This is a genomic window from Haloarcula hispanica ATCC 33960, from assembly GCF_000223905.1.
GTDB lineage: Archaea > Halobacteriota > Halobacteria > Halobacteriales > Haloarculaceae > Haloarcula > Haloarcula hispanica.
On sequence record NC_015948.1, the window covers coordinates 597,535 to 618,038 of the forward strand.

Consider the following 20,504-nt stretch of genomic DNA (forward strand, 5'->3'; position numbering starts at 1 on the left):
CTTCAGAACGATTCTTCGACGGCTCCCCACCGGATATCGTTGAACTCCCGCTCGCGGTCGGTCTCGAAGGTCCGCTCGATGCGGCGGGTGAGTTCCTCGCTGCCCTGGCGGTCGATTTTGGCGAGTTCGTCAGCCTTCCCGATAGCCAGCGGCGGCCCCTGTTCCCGGGCCACGTCGTGGAGTATCTGCCGTGTGAGTTTGGCCCGACACTCCGGGTCTTTGGTGAACGCGTACGGGGCCTCGACGCGGAACACGAGGTCGGAGCGCGGGTCATAGAGGACGAAAAACGTCACCTCGTAGGCCTCTGGGTCGAGCGACCGCTCGATGCCCAGCGCGTCGCCGTCGGCGGCCATGATGCCGTCGGTGCCGCCCCGCGAGCGGAACCAGTTCGTCGCGGTGAGACAGTCGGTCTGCCGCTCACCATCGTCGTCGCGACGCTCCAGGATTCGGCGGAAGAAGGCGGTGTCGTTCACCCACGGCGCGTTGGTCTTGCGCCGGAGCGCCCGCGTGAGGGCCTTCGTTGAGGAGTTCTTGATGAACCCCACCATCGGGACGTCCCGCTCGACGAACCGCTCGACGAGGTCGACGTAGTTGTTCACGACCGTTTTGGGGCGGTCGTCCTCCGCGAGCAGGTCGGCCAGTTCGGTGTCGCGGTCGGCCCATCGGAGGACACCGGTCGGATAGATAGGGCCGTCGAGGATGAACAGGTCCTCGACCACGTCGGCGTTGGTCAGCGCGTGCTGGCTCTCGGCGAGGTATAGTGCCAGCGCGTGGACGACCCGCTGCTCGTAGCGGTCGACCTGGGGCACGTCGAGGACGCGCCGCTTGGCGTAGCCGCGGTCCCCGCCCTGCCACTCGCCGTCGAACCCCAGCGTCGCGTCGTTCGAGTGGACGGCCATGATGATCGTCCGGCCGCGATGCAGTTCGACGTCGGATGGCACGCTGCCCATCGCCGCCTGCGCCACGTCCAGCACCAGTCCGTTCTTGAATGTCGTGGGATTGATAGTCCCCGAATCCAGGCCGTGCTGGGTTGGAAACGGCGGGTCCGCCAGCGCGATGTCCTCGATGGGAACCTTCCGGCGGCGCTGCTCGCCTAGCGGTTCCAGAATCTTCGTCCCGTCCTGCCACAGCGGGTCGAGAAAACTGTCCCAGACTTCCTCGGCGGCCGCCTCCTGGTCGCTCGTCTCGACGGTCTCGCGCACCTGCCCGGCGAGCTTGGCGATGCCGTCGACGTGGACCGGGTCCAGCGTCATGCCCGTGCGTTCGCGGGGACGGGCATAACCCTTTGGTCACCTGCCGATTCGGCGCTTATACTGTCGGCTGTCCGTCTGTGACGAATTCCGCCACTCCGGGGTTGGCGAATATCTTGTAACTGTTACAGCCGACAGTATTACTCCTTACCGGACTCTTCACGGAGGATGCGTTCGATGGCCTCGGCGATCTCCTCGTAGGACTGCATCGTCAGGCCGTCCGTGGTGATGAGCACGCCCTGGCGCTCGGTCGTCGCCCGCAGGAGGTAGCCGTTAGAGAACGCGCGGACGGTGAAGCGGTAGTCGCCCAGTTCGGACTCCTGATATGCGTTTTTCGTTTGCTTGTACCCCTGCCATTCGTGGCCCACGAAGTCGTTGAGGTCGGCGTCCTGTTCAAGGTCCTCCCGCAGGTAGAGTTGCTCGAAGTTCGCACGCGTGAAATACGTCACTGAACGGAGCGAGTCACCCGTCGCTGTCCGGGCTGTCGTGACGATTGCGTCGGCCAGATCGTCCGAGAGAATGTTCCGAGTCATGCCAGACCGAAGGCGGGCCACCCTCTTAATTTCAGGGTTCCCGATACCGGCAGCGATAGCGGAGTAGCGACATGGAGTACCGACACCAGAGCCGCCGAATTTCGCATTATCGACCGTCACGTTCGGGACTGACCGACAGTGTATTAGGCCGGTCGCGTGACCCACCGGGTATGGACGTCGGACTTATCATCTTAGACGGCTGGGGCCTGAATCCGGACGACGATGTCCGGGATGCCGTCGCCGCCGCCGACACGCCGAACTTCGACCGCTACCGAGACGCAGGCGCAGCGTCGACGCTTGCCACCCACGGCCGCCGGGTCGGCCTCCCGGAGGGCCAGATGGGCAACTCCGAGGTCGGCCACCTCAACATCGGGGCCGGCCGCGTCGTCAAGCAGGACTCCGCTCGCGTCAGCGATAGTATCGCGCGCTCCCGGGGCGAGTCGCCGCCCGATGACGCCGCACAGGACCCGCCATTCTTCGAGAACGAAACGATTCTGTCGGCCTTCGAGCACGCCGAGGACCACGGCGGCCGGGTCCACTTCATGGGCCTCGTGTCGGACGGCGGCGTCCACTCCTATCAGGACCACCTCCACGCGCTCATCGAACTCGCTGGCGAGCGTGGGACTGACGCCGTCTCGCACGCCTTCACCGACGGCCGCGACACCTCGCCGACCGGCGGCGAGGACTACCTCACCGACCTCGAAGCCCACGCCGAGGCGCACGGAACTGGCCACGTCGCCACCGTCTGCGGGCGCTACTACGCGATGGACCGCGACCAGAACTGGGAGCGGACCCGTCGGGCCTACGACGCCATCGTCCACCGCGAGGGCGACCACCACGCGGATGACGCCGTCACGGCCGCTACGGAGTCCTACGCCCGCGACACCACGGACGAGTTTATCGAGCCGACGACCGTCGGCGACCACGCCGGTCTCGAAGACGGCGACGCGGTCATCTTCTTCAACTTCCGCTCGGACCGCGCCCGACAACTCACCCGGATGCTCGGCGACATCCGCCCGGACGACTGGGGGGCCGACACCGAACCGCCGGACACCCGACTGGTGACGATGACGCAGTACGACGAGACGTTCGACCTGCCGGTCGCCTTCCCGCCGAACCAGCCCGAGGACGTACTCGGCGAGGTGATTTCTGAAGCCGGGAAGACACAGATTCGGCTGGCCGAGACCGAGAAATACCCCCACGTCACCTACTTCCTCAACGGCGGTCGCGAGGTCGCGTTCGACGGCGAGAGCCGAGAAATCGTCGATAGCCCCGACGTGGCGACCTACGATATGCAACCGGAGATGAGTGCGCCGGAGCTGGCAGACACTGCCATCGAGTTCATCGAGACCGAGGACCCCGACGCGATGGTCCTGAACTTCGCGAACCCCGACATGGTCGGCCACACCGGCGACTTCGACGCGGCGGTGACTGCCGTCGAGGCCGTCGACGAACAGCTCGGCCGGCTGGTCGCGGCGATTGGGGCCGCCGGCGGCCACGCTCTCATCTGTGCCGACCACGGGAACGCCGACGACATGGGGACTGTCGATGACCCGCACACGGCCCACACGACCAACCCCGTCCCGTTCATCTACCTCGATTCCGACGGGACTGCCGGCGGACGGACCGCCCGCGATGGCGGGACGCTGGCCGACCTCGCGCCGACGATGCTCATGCTCATGGGCATCGACCAGCCGGAGGCGATGACCGGCACGCCGCTTGTCGAATAGCGGGCGACGCGATCACGCTATTTTTCGAGCAGTGAGAGATACCCCAGCGGCACGCGGTCAGTCGTGTACGTCTCGGTCCCGCGCTTGACGATTCGGCGGTCGTCGGCTTGCATCGCCGCGGCGTCGACGACGAACACGACGGGCTCGGTGGCGTGGCGACGTCCCACCTCGCGGGCCGCCGCGACGGAGTCCGAGAGGTGGACCGTCTGTCGCCCCATCGGCTTCAGTCCCGTTTCGCGTATCGACGCGACGTTTCGCGGTACAGTTCCGTGATACAGCGTCGCCGGGATGGGGTCGTCGGTCGCATCCAAGATTACGTCGACAGAGTGCCCGTAGGCCGCCCGAACGCGGCCGCCAGCGGCCACTGTACTTGACTCGTCACTGGTTCCTGTCCGCTCGAACCGCCCTTTCGGGTCCGTGGCGATGACTCCAGCCAGCGCCTCGCCGTCGGCCCAGTCGTACTTCCGCTCGACTGCGGCCTGGAGGGACGCGAACGCCGTCCACCCCGCTTCGTCTACCTCGATGCCTGCGTCTTCGGGGAAGTGCCTGAGCGCTCCCGAGGTGAATTTCGAGAGCTGTCGCCGCCGTTCGCCGTCGAGAACGAGGGTCCCCTCTCTGTCACAGACCGGGCACGCATCCCCCTCGAAAAAGCCGTCCTCGGAACAGCGACGGACCGCGTCTGGCATGGTCGAGAATGAGCCACGACCATACAAAAGCATCACGCGGACGTGACGACGGCCCGCGTATCGACAGCTGCCAGACGCTTTCACCGGCGGCCACGGCATCGCTGCTGGCAAGTCGACATAAGCTCTCAGACTAACTTCTCGGGAATTTTCAAGTGGATACAGTCATCAGTGAGCCATAGCGAAATGCCGTCCCCAACAGACCTCGAACTCGGCGGTGAGCGGTCCGACGTGTATCGGTTCGTGGAGCGGAACGGCCCCGTCGCGCCCGCCGAGGTGGCCGAAGCCATCAGCGTCGATCCCGAGCGGTTCCAGCACCATGTCTCCATTCTCAAACGGGACGACCTCATCGAGTCCACCGAGGACGGGAAGCTGACCGTGGCGCTCCACCACGGCGAGACGGCCGAACACTACGAGGCCGGCGTCAGCTACGAGATACGACCTTCCCGGCCGTCGGACCTCTCCGGCGTCGTCGGCACGATACGCGACGTGACCAGCGAGGCACCGTACATCATCGCGGCCGGTGTCGCCGAGCAACTGGCCTACGAGGACACGCTCGTCCGCTGGGGTCCCAATCGCTGTCGCGTCGTCTTCGTCGCCACGGTCGACGACGACGTCGTCGGCTGGGTCCACGTCGCCATGTCCGAGGTGGCCGAACTCGCGTCGACGGCCGAACTCACGCTCGGAGTAATGGAGACGTACCGCCGCCACGGTATCGGCAGCCACCTGCTCCACCGCGGGGTCGAATGGGCCGCGAGCCGCGGCTGTCGAAAGGTGTACAACAGCCTGCCGGCCACAAACGAGCGGGCCATCGACTTCCTGAAGGAGACCGGCTGGACGGTCGAGGCTGTCCGCGATGGCCACTACGAGATCGACGGCGAACTGGTCGACGAGGTGATGCTGGCGCGCCGGCTGGACTGAGACGGACTGACGGCAAGGGCTACCCTTGTGAGCGGAGAACCCGGGGCTAGCGCCCTATGGCTTTATGATTATCTACCGACAAGTGACGACATGACAGTTACCGAACTAGAAGACTACGGAATGCTCCGGATGAACGTCGAGGACATCGAAAAGACCCTCGAACGGAAGAGCATTGGCGTGCTTGGCGTCCCGACCGATTCCGCGCCGCTACTGCGCCCGCTTGGTTTCTGGTACGACGGCGAGTCCGCGCTCTACTTCGTCTACGTTCTCGGTGCCGACAGCCGGAAAGTGACGGCAAGCGACCATGCGGACGTTGCCCGGTTTCTCATCTACGACGTCGAAACGACGTTCAACTGGCGCAGCGTCCTGCTGACGGGGACCATCGAACGAGTCCCTGACGACGAACGCAGGGCAATCGAAGAACAGATAGACACTTCCTGGACGCCCGACGTGTTCGAACGGGCGGCCGAGACGGAAGCCACAGCGCTGTATCGGTTCCGGATCGACGACCGGGTTGGTATCAAGCAACTCGAACTCCCGCCGGAACTCAGAACCGAATTCTCGACGAGCGGGCCGGATTGACCGGTACCTAGCCCGTGCGGAAAGAGAAATCCAGCGTCGGCGCGGAGTGGGTCAGCGACCCCATCGAGATGATGTCCACGCCCGTTTCGGCGTAGGCCGGCACGTCCGCAACTGTGATACCGCCGCTAGCCTCGGTGAGCGCGCCGGAAGTAGACGCTGCCACTCTGTCGACGGCCCGCTCAGTTTCCGCGGGGGACATGTTGTCGAGCAGGACGATGTCCGCGCCGGCCTCGGCGGCCCGCGGGGCGTCCTCCGGAGCTTCGACCTCGACGTCGAGTTTCGTCGCGAAGGAGGCCCGCTCGCGGAAGTGCTCGATGGCGTCGACCAGTCCCATCTCGGCGATGTGGTTGTCCTTGACCATCACCATGTGCGAGAGGTCCAGTCGATGGGTGTCGCCGCCGCCGGCCGCTACCGCCCGCTTCTCGATGCCGCGCAGGCCGGGAGTCGTCTTGCGCGTGCCGGCGATACGAGGGGTGGAATCTGTCGCAGCCGATTCCGCCGCATCGACGGCGGCCCGTGTCTTCGTCGCCACGCCCGAGGCATGGCCGGTGATGTTCACGGCGACGCGCTCGCCGCGGAGGACCGACTGCGCGGGGCCGTCGACGCGAAGCACTACGTCGCCGGCGTCGATGGCCGCCCCCGAGTCGACCGGTGTCTCAACCGCACAGTCCAGATACTCAAACACCGCGGTGGCAGCGTCAAGGCCGGCGACGACGCCGGACTCTTTTGCCACCAGTCGCCCCTCGGTCGTGCCGGGCACGTCGTTGGTCACGTCGTGGTGGCCCACGTCCTCGTGGAGCCACCGCTCGATGTCGCTGTCGGCGAGCATCAGTCAGCCGTGGACTCCGGTGGTTCCTCGCTCGCATCCACGAGATTGTGCGTGCCGACGCTCTCCTCGTTCTCGGCGGCGTGGCGCGCGATCAACAGGGCGGTGACGCTGGCGTGGCGGAGTTCGTACAGCGAGCGACTGGTCCGCGTGCGGACGTAGGCGTCGACCTCGCCCTTGAGCCGGCGGAGGACGGCCATCGCCCGCTGGAGGTCGGCCGGGTCGCGCTCGACGCCGACGTTCTCGTCCATCACGCGGGTCAGCCGCTGGAACTTGTCGCGGGCGAACCGCTCGGGCAGGTCCGGGTCGCGTTCGAGCAGTTCCGGCGCTTCGATTGGTTCGGGTTCGGCCCCGGCGGCGTCTTCGCCGGCGCGTAGACCCCAGACCAGCCCTTCGAGCAGGGAGGTGCTGGCGAGGCGGTTCGCGCCGTGGACGCCGGTCCGGGAGCATTCGCCGACGGCGTACAGTCGGTCCAGCGTCGTCCGGCCGCGGTCGTCGACGTTGATGCCGCCACAGAGGAAGTGCTCGGCGGGCGCGACCGGAATGCCGTCTGTCCAGTCGATGCCGTGCTCTTTACAGCGGTCTGCGAGGTTCGGGAACTCTTCGGCGAAGTCAAGCGGCGAGACATCCAGCGTCACCTCACCGGTCGCCTCTCGCTCCGCCTTGACTGCCCGGGCCACCACGTCGCGGGGCGCGAGTTCGGCGTCCGCGTGGTAGTCGGGCATGAACCGCTCGCCCTTGTCGTTGCGTAGCAGGCCGCCCTCGCCGCGGACGGCCTCGCTGACGAGGAAGGCGACCTCAGCGCTACCGGAATTACCTTCGAGTACGCACGCCGTCGGGTGGAACTGCACGTACTCCATGTCCTCGACCTCGGCCCCGGCGAGTGCGGCCATCCCGATGCCGTCCCCAGTGGTGTTGTCGGGGTTCGTCGTCCGCGGGTAGAGGTCGCCGATACCGCCCGTCGCCAGCACGACGCTGCCGGCGAAGTACGGGTCGACCTCGCCGTCGGATTCGAGCATCGCGCCGTGGACCCGCCCCTCGTGACGGATGAGTTCGAGCGCGGCGGTGTCGTCCAGAATCTCCACGCCGTCGTGGTCGTCGATGTAGTTCAGGAACGGGACGTGGATGTGTTTGCCCGTGGAGGCATCGACGTGGAGGATGCGGTCTTCGCTGTGGGCGGCCTCGCGGGTGAAGTCGTGGCCCGAGCCGTTCTGGTCGAACTCGACGTCCAAGGTCTCAAGCAGCACGTCCTCGACGGCCTCGTTGGCATTCTCGACCAGCACATCGACGGCGTCGGGGTCGGCGGTGCCGTCGGAGGCGGCCATGATGTCGTCTTTGAATTCTTCGGGCGTATCTCGGGAGATGGCGATGCCGCCCTGAGCCCACCAGGATGAGGAGCCTTCCGGACGGGTCGCCTTCGTGGCGAGCGTCACGTCGTCGCCTTCACGGGCCGCGGCGAGCGCCGCCGCCAGCCCGGCGATGCCGGAGCCGACGACCAGCACGTCCGTCGTAATCGGGTCGTCCGTCATGGTTAGATCTCCAGCATTCGGTCCATCGCGACCTGTGCCAGTTCCTTCTCCTCGGGCGCGACCTCGATGACGTTGCGCTCGCGACCTTCGACCAGTTCCTCAAGCACCCACGCGAGGTAGTTCGGGTCGATCTGGCGCATGGCATTGCAGTCCATGCAGGCGTCGCCACACAGCGGGACGACATCCACCTCGGGGTGCCACCGCTGGAGGTGGTGGGTGAGGTGAATCTCGGTGCCGATGGCCCACGTTTCGCCGGGATCAGCCTCGGCGACGGACTCACAGATAGTCGACGTAGAGCCGGCCACGTCGGCGGCCTCGACGACCTCGCGGCGACACTCGGGGTGAACGATGACGTTCGCGTCGGGGTAGTCCTCGCGGATCGATTCGATGTGGTGCTCGCGGAAGCGTTCGTGAACCTGACAGTACCCCTCCCAGAGAATGACGTCGTTTTCGACGGCGTCAGCGGCGTCGGTGCCCTCGGCGTCCCACGGGTCCCACTCGACGGTTTCGTCGGCCATGCCGAGCCGGTGGGCCGTGTTCTCGCCGAGGTGCTTGTCGGGCAGGAAGAGTACTTTGTCGCCCTTCTCGAAGGCGTACTCGAAGGCCTTGTGGGCGTTGGAGGACGTACACACCAGCCCGCCCTGCTCGGCGCAGAAGGCCTTCAGGTCGGCGTAGCTGTTCATGTACGTGATCGGGATGATATCTTCGTCGTCGTCGAGCGCCGCGGTCAGTTCTGCCCACGCGGCGTCGACCTGCAGCGCCTCGGCCATGCCCGCCATCGGGCAGGACGCCTCCATCGACGGGAGGATCACGGACTGGTCGTCGTCCGTGATGATGTCCGCGGATTCGGCCATGAACGTCACGCCGCCGAAAATCACGTAGTCGGCGTCGGACTCGGCGGCTTCCTTCGAGAGCTGGTAGGAGTCGCCGATGAAGTCGGCGTGTTCGACTATCTCCCGACGCTGGTAGTTGTGGCCGAGGATGACCACGTCGTCGCCGAGGGTATCGAGCGCGCTCTCGATGCGCTCGGTCCGCTCGTCCGCCTCGAGGTCCCGGTACGCCGGCGGGAGTTGCTCGAGGTTGTCATACTTGAAGAGGCTAAGGTCCGTCTCGAACGCGGCGGTTTCCATTTCGGGCACGATGTATCCACCTGTCGGTACTCACACTTCGGAACTCCCTCGTGAAAAGATTTTATCTTCAATGACGAGGGTTGGTGAGCAAAGAAATTGTATACCTGATATTGGAGTCAACTACAGTTCTGTTTCCGGTGTTGGTGGTCTATCGGGTTTTAAATCTGTCTTTGGCGATCTAACTACTTCTATATCCCGTACTGTCGAATTATGTTGTTTGTTACCGAGAAACAGGAACCGTGACGCGTCGATACTGCCGCCTGTCGGATTTACTCGCCGGAATCGAACACGACCTCGCCGTCGCTGACGGTCAGCGTGACGGCTACGTCCGAGATATCCGCATTCGGGACATCCCACGGAGAGGCCGACAGCACGGCGAAATCCGCAACCGATCCCGGCGTAATCGTGCCCATCCGGTCCTCGTCGAAGCCCGCGTACGCGGCACCGCTGGTGTACGCTCGGAGCGCCTCGTCGACTGTCAAGCGCTGGTTCGGCTCCGGCGCGGCGACGGCCTGCTGGACGCCATACAGCGGGGAGAGCGGCATACAGTCGCTCCCGAAGGCCAGTTGTGTGCCGGCATCCACGAGGTCGCGGAACCGGTTCGTCAGCGCGCGGCGCTCGCCGAGTCGCTCGTCGTACAGGCCGCCCGGCACCGCCCAGCGGTGGAAATTCGGCTGCGCCGAAACGACCAGCGGCGACGCCGCCAGTCGCTCCACCAGATCGCCCGTGAGCACCTCGGCGTGTTCGACGCGGTGGCGCTCGTCCGCGGCGTCGATTGATTCGATAGCCGAAAGCAGCGCGTCGATAGCCGCGTCGCCGATGGCGTGGGCGGCGAACTGGAGGCCCGCGTCGTCCACCGCTGACACGAGTTCCCGGAGGGCATCTGGGTCCGTTCGCCACTCGCCGACGCTGTCGCTGTCGGCGTAGGGGTCCCGGAGCCGCGCGGTTCCGGCCCCGAGCGACCCGTCGATGTACGCCTTGATAGCGCCCGTTTGCACTCGGTCGCTCCCGTGGTTCGTCACTAAGCCGAGTTCCCGTATGGCGTCGAGGTGGTCTACCCAGTAGTTGAGCCGAATCCGCAGGGAGAGGGCGTCCTCGGTGTCTAGATCGCGGTACACCCGCGGGGCGTGAGACTGCCGTACCATGTCGTGGACGGCAGTGATTCCCTCAGAGAGAGCCACCTCCTGTGCGGCCAGCAGGTACTCTCGGGTCTGCGTGTAGTCGGGCGCGATAGCGTCGAAGACGGCCTCGGCGGCTTCCTCGACGAGCACGCCGGTCGGCGCTCCGTCCTCGGTCCGAACGCCGTCGCCGGGCAGGTCCAGTACGTCCAGCGCGGCGTGGTTTACCGACACCGTGTGGATATCCTCGCGCGCGGCCGCGACCGGGCGCTCAGCGCTCACCCGGTCCAGCGTCGCCGCTTGCAGCAAGTCTCCGTCCCAGTCGCTCTCGTCGTAGCCAAAGCCCAGAACCCAGTCCTCGCCGTCGTCGGCCGCCAGCAGCCGGTCGATGCAGTCGTCCGGGCCGTCTGCCCCGGCGAGGTCTGCCTCGACTGCACGGCGGCCGACGATGTCCAGATGCGTGTGAGCGTCGACGAAGCCGGGCAGCAAGACGCCGCCGCGACAGTCGACGGTCTCGGCACCCGCGGTCGAGAGGTCATCCGGGTCGCCGACGGCTGTGGCAGTTCCGTTCGTCACTGCGACCGCCGATGCCGGACCGTCGCCGGACAGCGGCCGCACCTCACAGTTCGTGAATACGCGGTCGACCATACAGACTCCGGGCGCGGCGACTGCAAAACGCTTGGCCTGCCAAGAGCAACTGTTAGGAGTCCCGAAGCCACACCGGTCAGTATGACCGACTCCGACGCTACGGCGCTCGCGGAGCGCGTTCGTGACGGTGAGTTGCGGCTCTACGAACTGGAAGACCACGCCGACCCCGACACTGCGGCGGCGGCCCGTAGACACCTGCTGGCCGAGGAGACCGGCGCGGACCTCTCGGCGGTCGGCGACTACACCTTCGACGCTGCCGACGCCGAGAGCAACATCGAGAACATGGTCGGCGCGGTGCAGGTCCCGATGGGTGTGGTCGGCCCGCTGCCCGTCGACGGCGGGGCCGCCGAGGGCGACCACCACCTCCCGCTGGCGACCAGCGAAGGCGCGCTGCTGGCCTCCGTCAACCGCGGCGTCTCGACGATTCGCAACGCCGGCGGTGCAACCGCTCGCGTCCTCAAATCCGGGATGACCCGCGCCCCGGTGTTCCGCGTCGAGGACGTGGCCAAGGCGGGTGAGGTGTCGGCCTGGGTCCGCGAACACGTCGACGTACTCGCCGATGCCGCCGAGTCGACGACCAGCCACGGCGAACTGCAGGACGTGACACCCTACGTCGTCGGCGACAGCGTCTTCCTGCGGTTCTCCTACGACACCAAGGATGCGATGGGGATGAACATGGCCACCATCGCGACGGAGGCGGCCTGCGACGTTGTCGAGTCCGAAACCCCGGCCGACCTCGTGGCGCTGTCGGGCAACCTCTGTTCGGATAAGAAGCCCGCCGCCATCAACGCCGTTGAGGGCCGCGGCCGGACCGTCGCCGCGGACGTGCTCATCCCCCACGAGCAGGTGGAGGAGCGACTCGATACGACTTCCGACGCTATCGTCGAGGCCAACACCCGCAAGAACCTCGTTGGCTCGGCGAAGGCCGGCGCGCTGGGGTTCAACGCCCACACCGCCAACGTCGTCGCCGCGGCCTTCCTCGCGCTCGGGCAGGACATCGCGCAGGTGGTCGAGGGGAGCAACGCTATCACGACCGTCGACGCCCGCGAGGACGGTCTGTACGCATCGGTCACTATCGCGTCGCTGGAGGTCGGCACTGTCGGCGGCGGGACGGGTCTCCCCACGCAGTCCGAGGCGCTTGACGTGCTGGGCTACGGCGGCGGCGGCGACCCCGCCGGCAGCAACGCCGACGCGCTCGCGGAGGTCATCGCCGCCGGCGCACTGGCCGGCGAACTCTCCTTACTTGCGGCGCTGTCCTCGCGTCACCTCTCCTCGGCGCACGCCGACCTCGGGCGGTAGCCCCGGCTTCCCGGCGGCGCACTATCACTGCCGGCTCTGGCTTACCAGAAAGCCGGCCCCCGCAACGAGAACGACGACGCCGGCGAGCAGGAGTGCTTCCTGCCCAAGCAGTGGACCCAACACCAGCAACGCCCACGCGACGGCGAAGACACCGTGTGCGATGGCGAACAGCCGCTGGCCCCGCCGGGCGAACACGGCTGTACCCAGCGCGAACCCGAGCGTGAGAACGACCGCCGAGAGCGCGACGGTGCTCACCTGCAGTGAGCCGACTGCGACGGGGTCAACGACCGGTGTGAGGAGAAACAGCAGTCCCGAGAGACCGACAAGAACTCCGACCGCGACCGGGCCGCGCTCCAGATCTAACGTCGCGGTCATAGCAGCCGGTACTGCCCCCGACTCTCCGATGCCTTGCCGGCACGAACCAGCTTTGTCAGTGCCTTCCGGGTGTACGACGCCGGGACGCCGCGCTCCTCGGCGTAGGCCACGATGTCGTCCTCGGTCGGCTCGTCGAGGTTCCGGAGCGCGTTCGTGACCGTCTCCTTACGGCTCGACCCTCTTGTCGCCCCTTGCTCGGCGCGGTCGGCGGCCGCCGACACGGCGTCTGTATCCACCCCCGAATCTTCGAGGTACGTCTCGTCGTCCACGCCTGCGCCGTCGACCTGGCGCTCCATTTCGGCGTAGGAATCCAACTCCGCGAAGGCGTCACCCTCCCCCTGCCGGTTCGCCAGCATCGACGCCCGGACCTCACGGGCGTGGGCCTCGTCGTCCGTTTCGACGAACTTCCGCCGCTTCTCGTGTTTGCGGCGCGTGCCACACCGCGGGCACTGTGTTGTCTCCGGTCGCCCCTCAGTGACCCACAGCGCGCTGCAATCACTACACCCGACGACCGCGTACATACCTCTCTGTCAGGGCCGGACGGTACTGAATCCACCGACGTCCGATGCCGGGGGACGAAGGCTTAGGTGCGGTGGACATGACATAGCTGAGCATGGAAGAAGTACCACAGGCGGCCTGTGAGACAGTCGAAGCAGTCGACGGCGTGCACCTGACACAGTTGGCGGTCGGAGAGCAGATGAGCGTCCAGCAGTTCCACATCGACCCCGGTGCGGCCGTCCCGGAACACAGCCACCGCCACGAGCAGGTCGGCTACGTTGTGAAAGGGACCTTTACCTTCCACGTCAACGGCGAGGAGTACGTCATCGGCCCCGGGGACTCCTACGTGGTCCCGAGTGAGGAGCCACACGAAGCGCGCAACGACGGCGAGGAACCGGTCCGGGGTATCGACGTGTTCAGTCCGCCCAGATCGAACCCGGACTGGCAGGACTAGCCACAACTGTTTGGGGCCGGCGGCCGTAGCGCAATCAATGACGCGAGCAGTGGCTGCTGTCGTGACGCTCGCGCTCGTACTCGCCGGGTGCTCGGGCTTCGTCCAGCAGGACAGCCCCGAAACAGTCACGCCGGCAGCGGTGCCGACCGATGGGGTCGGGTATCCGCCGGGCGTGAGCGACGAGGCAGTGGTGCCGCCAGTGCTGGCCAGCGCCCACGCGCGGACGCTCGCGACGACAAACTACACGCTGGTCTCCCGCCAGCGGGTCACCGACAGCAACGGGACGGTACTCCGGCGGTCCGACCACACACGCCACGTCGCGGCGAACAAGACGACGTACGCCGGGCAGTTCCGCCAGAACGGCACCGAACTGAACACTTTTACGACCCGCATTGATTACTGGACCAACGGCTCCATCGTCGCGGCCCGGTACGACGAGCGATCGAACGGGCCCCAGCGGGTCAAGTGGACTGTCCGCGACGACGGCCCGGTCTCAGACCTCTCGGAGCGGCGGATGATACGCGGTATCGGGGAAGCCGTCGATCTCTCCGTTGCCGACCGGAGCGACGGCGGCGTCGTCCTCGTCGGCACCCGTTTCACGGACCCTGACAGGCTCAGTACACCCCTGTTCGTGAGCGCCCCTCGCAATGTCTCTGTCCGGCTCCGCGTCAGTCACGACGGTACCGTCTCGGCGCTTCGGCTGGCATTCGATGCCGAACGGAGCGACCAGCAGGTCCGTGTCACGCAATACCTGCGGCTACGAAACGTCGGGTCTACGACAGTGACACAGCCGAAGTGGGTCACGAACACGACCCAGCGGTCGCTTCAGGAATAACCGCCCGCAACGAACGAATTCAGGCGCTACCGAGCGCGGGCAGGACTCGGCGGGAGGCGAGCATATAGCCGGCGTACAGGAGGACCAGCCCCATATATACTTCCCACGCAGCGAACGCGGAGATGCCGCCGGACAGGTCGGCGAGAGCGGCCTGTTCGGTGAGTGCTCCTCCCACAGTTAGCCCGGCCGCGAGAACCGTCGAGAGAAGGAGTTCAAGTAGCTCCGGAAGCGATTCTGAAACCATGTATGCGCAGATATCAGTGTCAACCCGCTTGTAGCTCTTTCGATCCGAGAGAGCTTTGTAGGCTCGCGAGAACGGACCTGTATGAGCCAAAACTGGAACGCGGACTACGCGACACTCGCAAAGCGCGGGTTCATGCTCGGGGCGGGGCTGTTCCTCCTCGGCATCGCGGGGGAAGTCGCCGGAAGCGCCGTTCTCGGGACGCTCCCCGCCTGGGGCGACACGCTGCTGGTCGACATGGAAATGCTCGGTATTCTCGTCGGTCTCCTCTCGCCGCTCGTGTTCGGTGTGGTCCTTCCGCTGACGGAGTAACCCTTCTCTGACGGATACGCTCGATAAAACGACTCCCGAGCTACGGCCCCGTTCTCCCGACAGCACGACCGCTCGTCTCGCCAGTCCCGGCTGTTGTGCGCGATAAAAATGTAGAGTTTGGGTGATCAGCGCGACTCGCTTACGCGAGCTTCTCTATATTCTCGACGACCTTCTCGGCGAACTCGCTGGTGGCGAGCTTGTTGCCGCCCTCGATCTGGCGTTCGAGGTCGTAGGTGACGTCGCCCGAGGAGATGGTCTCCTCGACGGCGTCACGAACGAGCTGGCCGGCGTCCTTCCAGCCCATGTATTCGAGCATGAGTCGGCCGGAGAGAATCATCGCGGTCGGGTTGACCTTGTCCTCGCCGGCGTACTTCGGCGCGGAGCCGTGGACCGGTTCGGCGAGACAGCGGGCCGAGCCGAAGTTCGCACCGGGGGCGATGCCGAGCCCGCCGATCTGTGCGCCGGCGGCGTCGGACATGTAGTCCCCGTTGAGGTTCATCGTCGCGATGACGTCGTACTCGTCGGTACGGGTCAGGAGCTGCTGGAGCATGTTGTCGGCGATGCGGTCGTTGACGACCAGCGCGTCCTCGGGCGCTTCGCCGTCGTACTCGTCCCACAGCTCGTCCTCGGTGATGACGTGCTCGCCGTACTCCTCTTCGGCGACCTCGTAGCCCCAGTCGCGGAAGGCACCCTCGGTGAACTTCATGATGTTGCCCTTGTGGACCAGCGTAACGGAGTCGCGGTCCTCTTCGAGGGCGTAGTCGATGGCCTCGCGGACGAGGCGCTTAGTCCCGAACTCGGTGATCGGCTTGACGCCGATGCCGACCGGGCCGTCGTGGATGGTCTCGTCGAAGTCCATCTCGTCCTCGACGAACTCCTTGACTTCCTCGACTTCGTCGGTGCCGGCCTCCCACTCGATGCCGGCGTAGACGTCCTCGGTGTTCTCCCGGAAGGTGACCATGTCCATCTCCTCGGGGTCCTTGACCGGTGACGGGACGCCCTCGATGTGGTAGGTCGGGCGGACGTTCGCGTAGAGGTCGAGCGTCTTCCGGAGCGCGACGTTCAGCGAGCGGAAGCCGGCGCCGACCGGCGTCGTCAGCGGCCCCTTGATAGCGACGTTGAACTCCTTGATCGCCTCGACGGTGTCGTCAGGGAGGTTCTCGTCGTACTTGTCCCGGGCGGACTGGCCGGCGTAGACGCGCATCCAGGAGATGTCACGGCCGGTGGCGTTCGCGGCGGCTTCGAGCACCTTCTGTGCGGCCGGACCGACGTCCGTCCCGATACCGTCCCCGTGGATGATGGGGATGATCGGGTTCTCCGGAACGTCGAGTTCGTCGTCCTCCGTGACCTGAATCTGCTGTCCCTCGTCGGGAACCTCCACTTTATCGTAATCGTAGCCCATATTCCGCCAATTGACAGTCGCCCCTAAAGGCGTGCCGCTTTCCCTCAGACATGGTAACACAGTCCGTAAAGAAAGGGCTTCGACCGAACGTCGGGACGACACTAACGTCATAGCCGGAGGTGATATGCCGTTCGTGTGTCAACGGGGTTGCATGCACGTCATCGTCCACGGCGGCGCGGGCAGTCCACCGGAGTCACCGGCTACTCGGCAGGAAACACTCACTGACGCCGCTGAACAGGCAACGGCGGCGGAGGGTCCGATGGACGCGGTGCTGGCCGCGCTTCGACCGCTCGAATCCGATCCGGCGTTCAACGCCGGCGTCGGTGGGGCCGTCCAGAGCGATGGGGAGGTCCGGACCGACGCCGGATTGATGACCGACGACGGTCGGGTCGGGGCGGCGTGTGCAATGTCTGGCGTTGTACACGCCGCGGACGTGTCCTATACGGTGGCAACTGAGACACCACATGTCTTGCTGGCCGGTGACGAGGCCGTCGATTTCGCGGCAGGCATGGGTGTCGAAACCGGTCGCGACCTCACGACTGCGGAGACACGACAGCGATACGAGGCCGCTGACCCTCCTGATGGCGGACCCGCAGATCATCTTGAATGGGTCCGTGAGCATTTCAGCGGCACTGACACCGTCGGCGCGGTCGCGACCGACGGGGACCGGCTCGCGGCGGCGACATCGACCGCCGGGCGCTGGTTCGCGCTGGCCGGTCGGGTCGGCGACGTACCGCAGATCGGCGCTGGCTTCTACGCGGACGACCGCGGTGGCGCGAGCGCGACCGGCGAAGGGGAGGCTATTGCCCGGTTCGGCCTAGCCCGCCGCGCCGTCGAACTGCTCGACACGTACGGCCCGCGACAGGCCGCCGAGGAGGCGATTGCGGCGTTCGAGGACGCTACTGGCAGGCGCGCCGGCGTAATCGTCCTCGACCACGCCGGCCACACCGGAGCCGAACGCAACACCGCCGCGATGCAGACCGCGACGAGATAGCCAGAGGGAAACCCCTTTGGCCGCCACCGACTAACCGGCGTGCATGACTGACGTGGACTTCGATTCCGAGCAGTACGAGAAATGCCGTGAAGCAGGCGAGATTCTAGCACAGGTACGTGACGAGGCAGCCGAACGCGTCGAGGTGGGCGTCTCCCATCTCGAAGTCGCCCAGTGGGCCGAGGACAAAATCAAGGAGTTGGGTGGCAAGCCGGCGTTTCCGGTGAACATCTCCATCGACGAGGAGGCGGCCCACGCCACGCCCGAGCGCGACGACGACGCAACATTCGGCGAGGAGATGGTCAACCTCGACATCGGCGTCCACGTCGACGGGTGGCTCGCCGACACCGCCGTGACGGTCGACCTCTCCGGGCAGGACGAACTCGCCGAAGCGCCCGCCGAGGCCCTGGACGCCGCGCTGGACGTTGCCGGCCCCGGTGTCGATGTAGGCCAGATCGGCGCGGCCGTCGAGGAGGTCATCGAGGGGTACGGCTACAACCCCGTCGTGAACCTCACCGGCCACGGACTGGGCCACTGGGAGCAGCACACGTCGCCGAACATCCCGAACCGCGAGGTGGCACAGGGTGCAACGCTCGACGTGGGCGACGTGGTCGCCATCGAGCCGTTCGCCACCGATGGCCGCGGTAAGGTGCAGGAAGGGGCCGACGAGGAGATTTTCGCCCTCGAACGGGAAGGGTCAGTTCGGAACCGGCAGGCTCGACAGGTCCTCGAACAGATTACCGAGGAGTATCGGACCCTCCCCTTCGCGGCCCGCTGGCTCGATTCGCCGCGAGCGGAGATGGCGCTTCGCCGCCTGAAACAGCAGGATATCGTCCACGGTTATCCAGTTCTTAAGGAGCAGGACGGGGCCTACGTCAGTCAGAAGGAACACACCGTTATCATCACCGAGGACGGCTGTGAAGTGACGACCCGTTCGCGGTAGCGTGAACACCGGCTTCGAACCCGCTGGACTGACACCGGACTCCGCTTCTTGAGCATCCACAGCGACATCTCTCTGTGGCCGGTGTGAAAGGGTGTGATGGGTGGGGTGTGTGGCCACGCAGTCAAAGACCGCGTGGCGTATGGAAACGGTGGGGTGGGGGTGGGGTGTGTGGGATGGTCAGGCGTTGTTCATCCGCGTGGACGTGGTTGTACCACAGATCTGACACTCGCTGACCCGATACGGCTCTCGGGAGAACGCCGCGTTCTCGCGTTTATCCGACTCTGTCTGTATCTGGACACGCACGGCGTGCGGTGTCTCGCGGTCACACGTCGAACAGTGTTCAGCCATGTCAACGCCGTCGTTTATCGCTGCCATCCCGTCTGACACAAGCCGGGTACGGAGTATAAAAACCACCCTCAGTTCTGGTCCGTTCAGCACTGTTTATCGCCAGACAGTGGTCGATTTTTGCTGATTGCGGTCTTAGAAAGGCTGAGAATGTTTAAAAGATATTCTAAGACAATAGAACCCGGTCTGCGGCCGTGAACGGCCAACACTTTTATATACTACATTCGCGGTATCGGTCATGTCGTTTTTGCTGGTGGGTCGACAACTGGCGGTATGGACAAGGTGTTTGCGCCGTGGCGCATCGAGTGGGTCGAACGCGAGGAGACGAACCCCGACGTCGACTGCGTGTTCTGTGCGTTTCGAGCGGGGGACGACGACCGGGCGAACAACCTCGTGGCACGAAGCGACCACGCCTTCGTCCTCCTGAACAACTACCCGTACAACCCCGGGCATGTGATGGTCATTCCCCACACCCACACCGGCGAGTACGGCGACCTCGACGACGAAACCCTGCTCGATCACGCCCGACTGAAACAGCGGACCTTCGATGCTCTCGAAACGGCGCTGTCCCCGGACGCGTTCAACGCGGGGCTGAACCTCGGTGGCTCCGCGGCCGGCGGGTCGATTGACGACCACCTCCATACTCACGTCGTCCCGCGGTGGAACGGCGACACCAATTTCATGCCGGTCATCAGCGACACGAAGGTCATCGTCGAGGCCGTCGAAGAGACGTACGACCGGCTCTACGCTGCGTTCGCATCACAGGACGGGACAACCGCTCCCGAGGACGGGGCTGTCCGAATCGAGTAGTTCGGCCGGCCGTACCGACAGAGACGCGGTCTTCGTCCGTGGGACTGTGGTGAAACAGCCGATTTCCGGTAGCTGAAAAGCATCGGGTGGGCCTTTTTCAGTAGACGCCAAACTGTCGTATGGTCCCATGACGCAAGAAGCCCCTCCAAATCACGGCCAGCGTGATAAGTACCCAGCCCCGTCCGGTCGCCGCCGCTTCGTCAAAGGACTGGTCGGTGCCAGTGCATTGTCGGGAGTGACGACTGTCGGCGGCTTCGCAGTCGACGCAGCGACTGACCAAGGCGGTGTCGGTGGTGGTACCGTGTCCTATATCGGCATCCAGAACATCGCTGGCCCGGCGAACCGACCGATGCCGCTCGTTCCGCTGGAGATATCCGATGGCGCACTCCGCGGAAAGTGGCCGTCCGTCTCGGAAGTGACCACGGGCGGTGATACTTTCCGTATCGCCAAAGCGGAGTTGGGCGGCGTGACGTATTCCCAGCAGTGGTTCCAGTACTGCGGGCTCGAAGTCGCCGCGGGACTCGAGCCAGACCCCGAGCGTGACGGGTTCCTCAGGTCGAAGGCGGCATATGACTGGCAATCACAGCTGAATGACGGAGATAAACTCCGTGTCGAGCACTTCGAGGACTACGAGTCTTGGGGAAACGATATCGGTAGCGACGGTCTCGGCAAGCCAGCGGTCGCGACCTGGCGTTCACAGGGCGAGGACGTCAAAGAGATACAGGTGCAAGTGTTCCGGACACCTGCTGTCTCGAAGATGGTCGCCGGTGACGACGAGTATGCCGACCTCGCCGGTGAGATACGCGAGTTCCTGGACGCGGCCACTGCTAAGGATTTCATCGCATGGGTGAACCGCTGTACGCACCTCTGCTGTAATCCCGGGTATAAGACGATGCCCGGAAGCGCGAAGTTCGAGGCTGCCGACAAGGTGTACTGTAACTGCCACCAGTCGGTATACGATCCGTTCTCGCCGACGACGGCAACTTTTGCGTCGCGGCCTCGGCCACAGGGATAGCTCAGTGTCGAAGCGGCTTTGACGGCGGCCCGAC

At 65.5% G+C, this 20,504-nt stretch carries 23 protein-coding genes; 11 read left to right on the top strand and 12 right to left on the bottom strand.

What is annotated here, in order from left to right; translation table 11 throughout:
• Positions 1-2: 2 nt before the first annotated feature.
• Together HAH_RS03060 and HAH_RS03065 are read right to left on the bottom strand one after the other, a co-directional pair.
• Positions 3-1,253 carry a DNA double-strand break repair nuclease NurA gene (locus HAH_RS03060; protein WP_014039590.1) on the bottom strand — a complete coding sequence of 417 codons (1,251 nt, stop codon included), beginning with the start codon at positions 1,251-1,253 and terminating at the stop codon, positions 3-5.
• 137 nt (positions 1,254-1,390) lie between these two features.
• The gene (locus HAH_RS03065) at positions 1,391-1,783 is read right to left on the bottom strand and encodes a DUF7522 family protein (RefSeq protein ID WP_008310728.1); all 393 of its coding nucleotides are present in this window, start codon (positions 1,781-1,783) and stop codon (positions 1,391-1,393) included.
• Positions 1,784-1,953: 170 nt separating this feature from the next.
• On the opposite strand from HAH_RS03065, the gene gpmI reads away from it, so the two are divergent.
• On the top strand, positions 1,954-3,513 hold the full coding sequence (gene gpmI, locus HAH_RS03070; protein ID WP_014039591.1) for a 2,3-bisphosphoglycerate-independent phosphoglycerate mutase: 1,560 nt from the start codon (positions 1,954-1,956) through the stop codon (positions 3,511-3,513).
• 17 nt (positions 3,514-3,530) lie between these two features.
• Here gpmI and HAH_RS03075 read toward each other — a convergent pair whose 3' ends face one another.
• On the bottom strand, positions 3,531-4,199 hold the full coding sequence (locus HAH_RS03075) for an RNA 2'-phosphotransferase (protein WP_014039592.1): 669 nt from the start codon (positions 4,197-4,199) through the stop codon (positions 3,531-3,533).
• A 183-nt stretch (positions 4,200-4,382) separates the two neighbouring features.
• Between HAH_RS03075 and HAH_RS03080 the strand changes: the two genes are divergently transcribed.
• Positions 4,383-5,117 carry a bifunctional helix-turn-helix transcriptional regulator/GNAT family N-acetyltransferase gene (locus tag HAH_RS03080; protein ID WP_014039593.1) on the top strand — a complete coding sequence of 245 codons (735 nt, stop codon included), beginning with the start codon at positions 4,383-4,385 and terminating at the stop codon, positions 5,115-5,117.
• A gap of 90 nt (positions 5,118-5,207) precedes the next feature.
• Positions 5,208-5,699, top strand: coding sequence for a pyridoxamine 5'-phosphate oxidase family protein (locus tag HAH_RS03085; RefSeq protein ID WP_023843134.1), 492 nt, complete (start codon positions 5,208-5,210; stop codon positions 5,697-5,699).
• A gap of 7 nt (positions 5,700-5,706) precedes the next feature.
• Here HAH_RS03085 and nadC read toward each other — a convergent pair whose 3' ends face one another.
• From nadC to HAH_RS03105, 4 genes are all read right to left on the bottom strand, one after another.
• Positions 5,707-6,528, bottom strand: coding sequence for a carboxylating nicotinate-nucleotide diphosphorylase (gene nadC, locus HAH_RS03090; RefSeq protein WP_014039595.1), 822 nt, complete (start codon positions 6,526-6,528; stop codon positions 5,707-5,709).
• On the bottom strand, positions 6,528-8,054 hold the full coding sequence (locus tag HAH_RS03095) for an L-aspartate oxidase (RefSeq protein ID WP_014039596.1): 1,527 nt from the start codon (positions 8,052-8,054) through the stop codon (positions 6,528-6,530). Before HAH_RS03095 ends, nadC begins: the two co-directional genes overlap by 1 nt.
• A gap of 2 nt (positions 8,055-8,056) precedes the next feature.
• Positions 8,057-9,184 carry a quinolinate synthase NadA gene (gene nadA, locus HAH_RS03100; RefSeq protein ID WP_174878663.1) on the bottom strand — a complete coding sequence of 376 codons (1,128 nt, stop codon included), beginning with the start codon at positions 9,182-9,184 and terminating at the stop codon, positions 8,057-8,059.
• A gap of 269 nt (positions 9,185-9,453) precedes the next feature.
• The gene (locus tag HAH_RS03105) at positions 9,454-10,950 is read right to left on the bottom strand and encodes an amidohydrolase (RefSeq protein ID WP_014039598.1); all 1,497 of its coding nucleotides are present in this window, start codon (positions 10,948-10,950) and stop codon (positions 9,454-9,456) included.
• A gap of 81 nt (positions 10,951-11,031) precedes the next feature.
• Here HAH_RS03105 and hmgA point away from each other — a divergent pair, with 81 nt between their 5' ends.
• Positions 11,032-12,249, top strand: coding sequence for a hydroxymethylglutaryl-CoA reductase (NADPH) (hmgA, locus tag HAH_RS03110; RefSeq protein ID WP_014039599.1), 1,218 nt, complete (start codon positions 11,032-11,034; stop codon positions 12,247-12,249).
• A gap of 24 nt (positions 12,250-12,273) precedes the next feature.
• Here hmgA and HAH_RS03115 read toward each other — a convergent pair whose 3' ends face one another.
• Positions 12,274-12,624: a hypothetical protein gene (locus tag HAH_RS03115; protein ID WP_014039600.1), complete on the bottom strand. Its 351-nt coding sequence runs from the start codon at positions 12,622-12,624 to the stop codon at positions 12,274-12,276.
• Positions 12,621-13,145, bottom strand: coding sequence for a DUF5817 domain-containing protein (locus tag HAH_RS03120; RefSeq protein WP_014039601.1), 525 nt, complete (start codon positions 13,143-13,145; stop codon positions 12,621-12,623). The genes HAH_RS03115 and HAH_RS03120 overlap by 4 nt, the downstream gene beginning before the upstream one ends.
• A 92-nt stretch (positions 13,146-13,237) precedes the next feature.
• Between HAH_RS03120 and HAH_RS03125 the strand changes: the two genes are divergently transcribed.
• Positions 13,238-13,576: a cupin domain-containing protein gene (locus HAH_RS03125; protein WP_014039602.1), complete on the top strand. Its 339-nt coding sequence runs from the start codon at positions 13,238-13,240 to the stop codon at positions 13,574-13,576.
• Between the two features lie 37 nt (positions 13,577-13,613).
• Entirely contained in the window at positions 13,614-14,411 is a 798-nt protein-coding gene (locus HAH_RS03130; RefSeq protein ID WP_014039603.1) for a hypothetical protein, read from the top strand.
• A 19-nt stretch (positions 14,412-14,430) separates the two neighbouring features.
• Here the strand turns inward: HAH_RS03130 and HAH_RS03135 are convergent, their stop codons facing one another.
• Entirely contained in the window at positions 14,431-14,655 is a 225-nt protein-coding gene (locus tag HAH_RS03135; protein WP_014039604.1) for a hypothetical protein, read from the bottom strand.
• Between the two features lie 81 nt (positions 14,656-14,736).
• Here HAH_RS03135 and HAH_RS03140 point away from each other — a divergent pair, with 81 nt between their 5' ends.
• Positions 14,737-14,964: a DUF7860 family protein gene (locus tag HAH_RS03140; RefSeq protein ID WP_008310699.1), complete on the top strand. Its 228-nt coding sequence runs from the start codon at positions 14,737-14,739 to the stop codon at positions 14,962-14,964.
• Positions 14,965-15,103: 139 nt separating this feature from the next.
• Here the strand turns inward: HAH_RS03140 and icd are convergent, their stop codons facing one another.
• On the bottom strand, positions 15,104-16,366 hold the full coding sequence (gene icd / locus HAH_RS03145; protein ID WP_014039605.1) for an isocitrate dehydrogenase (NADP(+)): 1,263 nt from the start codon (positions 16,364-16,366) through the stop codon (positions 15,104-15,106).
• Positions 16,367-16,517: 151 nt separating this feature from the next.
• On the opposite strand from icd, the gene HAH_RS03150 reads away from it, so the two are divergent.
• Entirely contained in the window at positions 16,518-17,360 is an 843-nt protein-coding gene (locus HAH_RS03150) for an isoaspartyl peptidase/L-asparaginase (protein WP_014039606.1), read from the top strand.
• 43 nt (positions 17,361-17,403) lie between these two features.
• Positions 17,404-18,300, top strand: coding sequence for a type II methionyl aminopeptidase (gene map, locus HAH_RS03155; RefSeq protein ID WP_014039607.1), 897 nt, complete (start codon positions 17,404-17,406; stop codon positions 18,298-18,300).
• 177 nt (positions 18,301-18,477) lie between these two features.
• Here map and HAH_RS03160 read toward each other — a convergent pair whose 3' ends face one another.
• Positions 18,478-18,675: a DUF7835 family putative zinc beta-ribbon protein gene (locus tag HAH_RS03160; RefSeq protein ID WP_004518623.1), complete on the bottom strand. Its 198-nt coding sequence runs from the start codon at positions 18,673-18,675 to the stop codon at positions 18,478-18,480.
• Positions 18,676-18,918: 243 nt separating this feature from the next.
• Between HAH_RS03160 and HAH_RS03165 the strand changes: the two genes are divergently transcribed.
• Positions 18,919-19,455, top strand: coding sequence for an HIT family protein (locus tag HAH_RS03165; RefSeq protein WP_014039608.1), 537 nt, complete (start codon positions 18,919-18,921; stop codon positions 19,453-19,455).
• A gap of 127 nt (positions 19,456-19,582) precedes the next feature.
• On the top strand, positions 19,583-20,470 hold the full coding sequence (locus HAH_RS03170; protein ID WP_014039609.1) for a Rieske 2Fe-2S domain-containing protein: 888 nt from the start codon (positions 19,583-19,585) through the stop codon (positions 20,468-20,470).
• Positions 20,471-20,504: the final 34 nt, after the last annotated feature.

Bases quoted from the DNA above. Each gene is read 5' to 3' on its own strand.
- HAH_RS03060 (WP_014039590.1), bottom strand. From the start codon at position 1,253: ATGACGCTGGACCCGGTCCACGTCGACGGCATCGCCAAGCTCGCCGGG.
- HAH_RS03065 (WP_008310728.1), bottom strand. From the start codon at position 1,783: ATGACTCGGAACATTCTCTCGGACGATCTGGCCGACGCAATCGTCACG.
- gpmI (WP_014039591.1), top strand. From the start codon at position 1,954: ATGGACGTCGGACTTATCATCTTAGACGGCTGGGGCCTGAATCCGGAC.
- HAH_RS03075 (WP_014039592.1), bottom strand. From the start codon at position 4,199: ATGCCAGACGCGGTCCGTCGCTGTTCCGAGGACGGCTTTTTCGAGGGG.
- HAH_RS03080 (WP_014039593.1), top strand. From the start codon at position 4,383: ATGCCGTCCCCAACAGACCTCGAACTCGGCGGTGAGCGGTCCGACGTG.
- HAH_RS03085 (WP_023843134.1), top strand. From the start codon at position 5,208: ATGACAGTTACCGAACTAGAAGACTACGGAATGCTCCGGATGAACGTC.
- nadC (WP_014039595.1), bottom strand. From the start codon at position 6,528: ATGCTCGCCGACAGCGACATCGAGCGGTGGCTCCACGAGGACGTGGGC.
- HAH_RS03095 (WP_014039596.1), bottom strand. From the start codon at position 8,054: ATGACGGACGACCCGATTACGACGGACGTGCTGGTCGTCGGCTCCGGC.
- nadA (WP_174878663.1), bottom strand. From the start codon at position 9,184: ATGGAAACCGCCGCGTTCGAGACGGACCTTAGCCTCTTCAAGTATGAC.
- HAH_RS03105 (WP_014039598.1), bottom strand. From the start codon at position 10,950: ATGGTCGACCGCGTATTCACGAACTGTGAGGTGCGGCCGCTGTCCGGC.
- hmgA (WP_014039599.1), top strand. From the start codon at position 11,032: ATGACCGACTCCGACGCTACGGCGCTCGCGGAGCGCGTTCGTGACGGT.
- HAH_RS03115 (WP_014039600.1), bottom strand. From the start codon at position 12,624: ATGACCGCGACGTTAGATCTGGAGCGCGGCCCGGTCGCGGTCGGAGTT.
- HAH_RS03120 (WP_014039601.1), bottom strand. From the start codon at position 13,145: ATGTACGCGGTCGTCGGGTGTAGTGATTGCAGCGCGCTGTGGGTCACT.
- HAH_RS03125 (WP_014039602.1), top strand. From the start codon at position 13,238: ATGGAAGAAGTACCACAGGCGGCCTGTGAGACAGTCGAAGCAGTCGAC.
- HAH_RS03130 (WP_014039603.1), top strand. From the start codon at position 13,614: ATGACGCGAGCAGTGGCTGCTGTCGTGACGCTCGCGCTCGTACTCGCC.
- HAH_RS03135 (WP_014039604.1), bottom strand. From the start codon at position 14,655: ATGGTTTCAGAATCGCTTCCGGAGCTACTTGAACTCCTTCTCTCGACG.
- HAH_RS03140 (WP_008310699.1), top strand. From the start codon at position 14,737: ATGAGCCAAAACTGGAACGCGGACTACGCGACACTCGCAAAGCGCGGG.
- icd (WP_014039605.1), bottom strand. From the start codon at position 16,366: ATGGGCTACGATTACGATAAAGTGGAGGTTCCCGACGAGGGACAGCAG.
- HAH_RS03150 (WP_014039606.1), top strand. From the start codon at position 16,518: ATGCACGTCATCGTCCACGGCGGCGCGGGCAGTCCACCGGAGTCACCG.
- map (WP_014039607.1), top strand. From the start codon at position 17,404: ATGACTGACGTGGACTTCGATTCCGAGCAGTACGAGAAATGCCGTGAA.
- HAH_RS03160 (WP_004518623.1), bottom strand. From the start codon at position 18,675: ATGGCAGCGATAAACGACGGCGTTGACATGGCTGAACACTGTTCGACG.
- HAH_RS03165 (WP_014039608.1), top strand. From the start codon at position 18,919: ATGGACAAGGTGTTTGCGCCGTGGCGCATCGAGTGGGTCGAACGCGAG.
- HAH_RS03170 (WP_014039609.1), top strand. From the start codon at position 19,583: ATGACGCAAGAAGCCCCTCCAAATCACGGCCAGCGTGATAAGTACCCA.